This is a genomic window from Actinoplanes sp. NPDC048791 (assembly GCF_040650095.1).
Taxonomy (GTDB): Bacteria; Actinomycetota; Actinomycetes; order Mycobacteriales; family Micromonosporaceae; genus Actinoplanes.
In genome coordinates this window covers 1-6,528 of the sequence record NZ_JBEZGQ010000448.1, presented here as the reverse complement: position 1 = coordinate 6,528, position 6,528 = coordinate 1, and the positions used below count along the sequence as shown (strand labels likewise).

5 protein-coding genes and 1 pseudogene are annotated in these 6,528 nt (G+C 71.8%); 4 read left to right on the top strand and 2 right to left on the bottom strand.

The features are described 5' to 3' along the window. Nucleotides 1-1,490 (bottom strand): diguanylate cyclase domain-containing protein (locus AB0C29_RS27520; protein ID WP_360825791.1); only part of this gene is annotated, 1,490 nt, incomplete at its 3' end. 283 nt (nucleotides 1,491-1,773) lie between these two features. Between AB0C29_RS27520 and AB0C29_RS27515 the strand changes: the two genes are divergently transcribed. The 3 genes from AB0C29_RS27515 to AB0C29_RS27505 all read left to right on the top strand — a co-directional run bounded on the left by AB0C29_RS27515 (nucleotide 1,774) and on the right by AB0C29_RS27505 (nucleotide 4,755). Continuing rightward, entirely contained in the window at nucleotides 1,774-3,393 is a 1,620-nt protein-coding gene (locus AB0C29_RS27515; protein ID WP_360825787.1) for an NAD(P)/FAD-dependent oxidoreductase, read from the top strand. A gap of 22 nt (nucleotides 3,394-3,415) precedes the next feature. Continuing rightward, nucleotides 3,416-4,366 (top strand): alpha/beta hydrolase, encoded by a 951-nt coding sequence (locus AB0C29_RS27510; RefSeq protein WP_360825784.1) that lies wholly within the window; start codon nucleotides 3,416-3,418, stop codon nucleotides 4,364-4,366. A gap of 113 nt (nucleotides 4,367-4,479) precedes the next feature. After that, a complete protein-coding gene (locus tag AB0C29_RS27505; protein ID WP_360543138.1) occupies nucleotides 4,480-4,755 on the top strand; it encodes a chaplin in 276 nt (91 codons plus the stop codon). An 82-nt stretch (nucleotides 4,756-4,837) separates the two neighbouring features. Here the strand turns inward: AB0C29_RS27505 and AB0C29_RS27500 are convergent, their stop codons facing one another. Continuing rightward, complete coding sequence (locus AB0C29_RS27500) at nucleotides 4,838-6,001, bottom strand: hypothetical protein (protein WP_360825781.1); 1,164 nt, start codon at nucleotides 5,999-6,001, stop codon at nucleotides 4,838-4,840. 221 nt (nucleotides 6,002-6,222) lie between these two features. Here AB0C29_RS27500 and AB0C29_RS27495 point away from each other — a divergent pair. Then, a pseudogene (locus tag AB0C29_RS27495) lies at nucleotides 6,223-6,528 on the top strand (hypothetical protein); the annotation flags it as partial.

The following is a 6,528-nucleotide window of genomic DNA, read 5'->3' as shown; positions in this document are numbered from 1 at the left end:
CCGGGGGCCTCGAGGTTGCGGGCCGAGACGTTGACGGCCACCGGCCACTGCTGGCCGAGCGCCGTCCAGCCGGCCTGGTCCTCCAGGGCCCGGCGCAGCACCCAGGCGGTCAGCGGCTCGATGAGCCCGGACTGCTCGGCCGCGGGCAGGAACTCGGCCGGCGACAGCAGTCCGCGCTGCGGGTGCTGCCAGCGCACGAGCGCCTCCAGGCCGCTGATCCCGTCGTCGGCCAGGCGCACCTTGGGCTGGTAGTGCAGGACGAGCTCGTCGCGCTCCAGCGCGTGGCGCAGTTCGGTCTGCACCACCAGCCAGTGGGCGGGCTGCGCGACCTGGCTGCGGTCGTACAGGACGAAGTCGGAGGTGCCGCGCTTGCCCTGGTACATCGCGGCGTCGGCGTGCTGGAGCAGCTCCTCGACGTCGGTGCCGTGCTCCGGGTACAACGCCACGCCGAAGCTGGCCTCGATGCGCAGCGCGACGCCGTCGAGCAGGGTCTCCCGCACGAGCTCGCCGCGGGCCGCCTCGAGCAGGTCCAGCACCGCGTCGCGGGGGAGCCCCGGCAGGATCAGACCGAACTCGTCGCCGCCCAGCCGGGCCACGGTGCCGGTGCCGCCGAGCGCGCCGGACAGCCGGGACGCCACCACTCTGAGCAACTCGTCCCCGGCGTGGTGACCCAGCGTGTCGTTGACCTCCTTGAAGCGGTTGAGGTCGACCAGCACGACGGCGCCGCCGGGACCGTCCGCGGCGACGGTCTCCCGGGCGCGCGAGCGGAAGGCGGCGCGGTTGGGCAGGCCGGTCAGCGCGTCGTGCAGCGCCTCGTGCTCCTGCCGGGAGGCGTAGCGGCGCAGCGATCGCGAGGTGGACCACGCGATGAGGGCGAGGACCAGGTACAACCCGGCCAGGGCCGCGCCGAGCCGCCAGTACGTGACGTACATCTGCCGGTGCAGGTGCGCGGCGATCGCGTCGTACGGCAGGTAGAGCTCGAGCACGCCCACCGCCTGCCCGGAGGCGCCGACGATGACCGGCTGGAGCACCCGGATGACCATGCCGGAGCTGCGCCGCGAGTCGGCGACGACCGCGACGTCGGTACGGCCCGCGGCCGCCTCGCGGAAGGCCGGGGCGGACACCGGGATGCCGCCGGCGGTGGAGCCGTCGTCGGAGAAGGCGACCTGCCCGGCGAAGCTGCGCAGCCGCATGCTGAGCACCGAGCCGTGGAAGATCGCGAGGTCGGTGGCCTCCTGCAGGCGTTGCCGCTGGTCCGTGGTGAGCCCGGCCGCGAGGTCGGCGCCGTCCAGGGCGGGGGCGACGGCCATCTCCTCGATGACCGAGGCCTGGGCGCGGCCCTGATCCGCGCTCTGCCGGGCGGCGTCGTCGCGGTAGCCCTGCACGAGCAGGACGCCCAGCAGCCCGACGAGCACCAGGCTGGCGGCGGCATAGGCGAGGAACACGCGCGAGCCCGCGCTGGTGCCCCGGCTGTTCCCGCTCCGCCTCATGGTCCTTCTATCGACCCCGGCGGGGCCGACTGAAGCGGTTGCGAGCTGGACCGATCAGTTATGAGCTGGGCCGATCAGTCGTAACCCGGCGGAAACATTGACTCGCATGCAGGATGCATTCTACGTTGTGGGGCAGGTCACACGACCGCACAGATTTCCCGTCCGCGCTGCCCCCAGCGCGCGTTCCGCACCGCCGGCCGCGCCGCGATGACGCACGCACTGCAGGGTGTGCGCCCGCCGCCGGCACCGGCACCTCGTACGCAGCCGTACCCCGGGAGGCATGATGTCCGCTTCCGAAGCCCAGCCCACCCCACGGTCCGTCGACGCCGTCGTCGTCGGGGCCGGTTTCTCCGGCATGTACCTGTTGCACCAGCTCCGCGAGCAGGGCCTGTCCGTCGTCGTCTTCGAGGCCGGCACCGACGTCGGCGGCACCTGGTACTGGAACCGCTATCCCGGTGCCCGGGTCGACGTGGAGAGCCTCGCCTACTCGTACTCCTTCTCCCCGGACCTGGAGCAGGAGTACCAGTGGGAGGAGCGCTACCCGACCCAGCCCGAGATCCTCAAGTACGCCCGGCACGTCGCCGACCGCTTCGACCTGCGCCGCGACATCGTCTTCCGGACCCGGGTGACCGCCGCGACCTGGGAGGAGGAGGCCGGCACCTGGCTCGTCCGCACCGAGCACGGCGACGCCGTCAGCGCCCGGTTCTTCGTGATGGCCACCGGCTGCCTGTCCGCCTCCAAGATGCCGGAGATCCCGGGGCTGGAGTCGTTCAAGGGCGCGACCTACCACACCGCGCACTGGCCGCACGAGGGCGTGGACTTCGACGGCAAGCGGGTCGCGCTCATCGGCACCGGCTCCTCGGGGGTGCAGTCCATCCCGGTCATCGCCGAGCAGGCCGCGGACCTGACCGTCTTCCAGCGCACCCCGGCGTACTCGCTGCCGGCGCGCAACCGGCCGCTGCGGCCGGACGAGATCGCCGAGCGCAAGGCGAGCTACCGGGCGTACCGGCAGGCGCAGCGCGAGTCCGCCGCCGGCATCCCGGTGACCGTGCCGACGAAGTCCGCGCTGGAGGTCTCGGACGCGGAACGCGACGCCATCTACGAGGCGGCCTGGGAGAGCGGGAGCCTGGTCAACCTGCTCTCCACCTTCACCGACCTGGCGACCGACCAGGCGGCCAACGACACGGCGAAACGGTGGATCCACCGCAAGATCCACGAGGTCGTCAAGGACTCCGAGGTCGCCGACGACCTGTGCCCGGACTACCCGGTCGGCACCAAGCGGCCGTGCCTGGACACCGGCTACTACGAGACGTACAACCGTCCCGACGTGCACCTGGTCAACCTGCGGCGCACCCCGCTGGTGGAGATCACCGAGAAGGGCGTACGGACCGCCGAGCGCGAGTACGAGGCCGACATCATCGTCTACGCCACCGGCTTCGACGCGATGACGGGTGCGCTGACCAACGTCGACATCCGCGGCCGTGACGGTGTCTCGCTCAAGGAGACCTGGCAGGCCGGGCCGCGGACGTACCTGGGCCTCGGGTCGGCCGGCTTCCCGAACATGTTCATGATCACCGGCCCGGGCAGCCCGTCGGTGCTGTCCAACATGGTGGTCTCGATCGAGCAGCACGTCGACTGGGTGGCCGGGGTCATCCGGCACCTGGACGCCGAGGGGCTGCGCACCATCGAGGCCACCCCGCAGGCCCAGGACGACTGGGTCGCGCACGTCAACGAGATCGCCGGCTACACGCTCTACCCCAAGGCGAACTCCTGGTACATGGGCGCCAACGTGCCCGGCAAGCCGCGGGTGTTCATGCCGTACGCCGGTGGGGTGGGCGCGTACCGCAAGCGTTGCGACGAGGTCGCCGCGAAGGGTTACGAGGGCTTCGCCCTCACCGTCTGACGATCCGCGAAGGAGAGCACCCATGTCCCGACGTCATCTGATCGACCCTGAGGTCGCCGTACCGCTGGAGGGTCTGCTCGAGGCCCTGCCCGGTGGTTTCAACGCCATCCCGGACATCGTCCAGCGCCGCGCCACCGTCGAGGCGCTGCTCGGCGCCATCGAGGTGCCGGAGAACCCGAACGTGGTCAAGGAGGACCGGACGGTGCCGGGGCCGGTCGGCGACCCCGACATCACCGTACGGATCTACCGGCCGCGCAACGCCACAGGCACCCTGCCGGGCATCTACTTCATCCACGGCGGCGGGATGATCCTCGGCAACATCGCCGGAGAGGACCCGACCGCCACCCTGCTCTGCGACGAGGTCGGTGCGGTCGTGGTCTCGGTCGAGTACCGGCTGGCCCCGGAGAACCCGCACCCGGCCCCGGCCGAGGACTGCTACGCCGGTCTGCTGTGGACCGCGGCGCACGCGGACGAACTCGGTATCGACCCCGACCGGCTGGCCCTCTACGGCGGCAGCGCCGGCGGTGGCCTGGTCATCGCCACCGCGCTGATGGCCCGCGACCGGGGTGGCCCGGCGCTGCGGTTCATGATGCCGATCTACCCGATGGTCGACGACCGCAACGAGACGGCGTCCAGCCACGAGATCACCGACATCGGCATCTGGGACCGGGCCGGCAACATCGAGGCCTGGGCCTGGTACCTGGGCGGCAAGGAGGCCGACCAGTACGCCGCCCCGGCCCGCGCGGAGGACCTGACCGGGCTGCCACCGGCCTTCATCGACGTCGGCACCGTGGACATGTTCCGGGACGAGGACATCGCCTTCGCCCAGCGGCTGATGGCGGCCGGGGTGCCCACCGAGCTGCACGTCCACCCGGGGAGCTATCACGCGGCCGAGACCTTCGCGGCTGACGCGGCGCTGTCCCGGCGTACGTGGGCGCTCCGGACGGACGCGTTGCGCCGAGCCCTGGCCTGACCCTCTCCGGCGGGCAGGTACTGAATCGTGGCGGATTTTCCTAAAAGGTGCGAAACACCTCAAAGAGGCCGCTAGCTTGATCTCAGTACCTGTCCGCAAGAGAAGGGTTCGTCATGAAACTGGTTCGAGGCTTCGCGTTGATCGTGGGAGTGGCCACCGCCGCCCTGGCGTTCTCGGCCCCCGCGAGCGCGCACGGCTACGACGACGACTACGACTACAACCACCACCACAACAAGGGTCACCACGGCAGCCAGCACAGCAGTGGCAACGTCGGCCTGCTGAACGGCAACCAGGCGTACTTCCCGGTGCACATCCCGCTGAACGTCTGCGGCAACAGCATCGCGATCCTCGGCCTCGCGAACAGCAACGCCGGCTGCGTCAACAACTGATCACCCGACCCGGGTAGGTGCCGGCCGTCGCCCACGGACGGCACCTACCACCTCGGGTCCGGCCACCTCGGGCCCTGCCGGCTCAGCCGCGGCCCACCCGCAGTGTGCCGACCCCGGCCACGGCGTCCAGGTCGATCCGGTTCTTGCTGTCGGCCCAGTGCGGCGACAGGAACGAGGCACCCCGGGCCACCCCGTCGTCGGTGCGCCCGTCCAGCTTCACCTGACCGGCGCCGCCGCGGGCCCGTACCCGTACCGGCACGCCCTGGTCCGTGGAGACCTCGAAGCGGTTCACCCCGCCCGACAACCGGATCGGCAGCGTGCCGTCAGGCCGCGGCAGCGTCAGATCGATGCGCGCCGCGTCGCCGGCGAAGTCCACCGCGTCCACCTTGGCGTCGCCGAGGTCGAAGACCCCGGCCTTGATCCCGCCGGTGATCCGCATGCTCCACCGCACCTCGGCGTTGAGCAGCACGGTGACTGCCGCGTCGGGCCGCTTGGCCTTCTCGTCGAGAAACAGCCGCACGCCCTTGGCGTTGACCTGCGCGCGTGGCACCACGCTGCCGTCCTGCGGCGTGGTGATCCGGTACAGGTCGCCGCCGATGTCCCCGGTCCGCAGGTCGATCACCGCGGTGTTGCTGACCAGCTCGAACGCGGCTTCGGCGCGGCCCCGCGCGGGCGCGGAGATCACGTTGGCCGGTGCCGGCGCCGAGGACGGCGGGTCGGTCTGGGGATCGATGGTCTGCGGCTCGATGGGCTGCGGCGGTGCGGTCGCCGGGGGTGGTACCTCGGCATCGGGCTGCGGGGCCTGGGCGGCCGGGGGCGAATCCTTGCCGACGAGGACGAACCCGGCGAAGCCGGCCCCGGCCACGAGTACGGCGGCCAGCGCCACGACCGCCAGCAGGGACCGCTTCGACCTGCGGGGCGGCGCGAACGTGAGGTGGTCGGTGCCGTTCGGGCGGCCGGAGCGGTCGCTTTCGCGGGCGCCTTCGCGGGTGCTTTCGCGGGTGCTTTCGCGAGTGCCTTCGCGAGTGCCTTCGCGGGTGCCTTCGCGGTCGCCTTCGCGGGTGCCGGAGCGCAGCAGTGCGTCGACTGCCGCTTCCGTGGGTTCGTCGGTGTAGTGGTCGGCGGGCGGGCCGATGCGGTGCGGCGCGTCGGGCCAGTAGTCCGAGATCGACGGCAGCGTGGGCGGCGTCGGGTCGGCGGGACGCCGGTACGGGGCGTCCGGATCTGCCGGTGCGGGATTGTCCACTGCGCGTTGCTCCCTCGAGGGCAAGCACCGCCGGCCGCGGGTTCGCCGCGGTCGTCGGCGCGTGGTGATTCCCTCGTGACTACGGATGGGAGTGCGGTTCGGATCGATCACTGACGGTGAACCGAGGATTGCCTCTTGCCACGGGCCGCTTTTGCCCCGAATATTGCTGCTGCACCGCCCGCGCGGCGTCCCGCAGTCTTGTGCCCAGTGAACGGATCCGGATGTCGCCAGAGGACGGCCCGCTCGCCGACGAGTGGGTACCACCGCCCCAGCACTTCGCCCCACCCCCGCGTACGTCGGCGAGCGTCCCGATGGCCGCCGTCACGGCTCCCGCGCCGCACCGGGCCACCGCGCCGGGCCGGACGCGTACGGTCGTGGTCGCCGCCGCCGTGATCACCCTGCTCGCCGCGGTCGGACTGGCCGTCACCTCCCGCGATGAGAAGCGTCCCGGACCACTCTTCGTGGCCCTGCCGACCGTGCCGCCGGTGACCGTCGAGCCGAGCGAGCCGACGCCGGCCGCCTCCCCG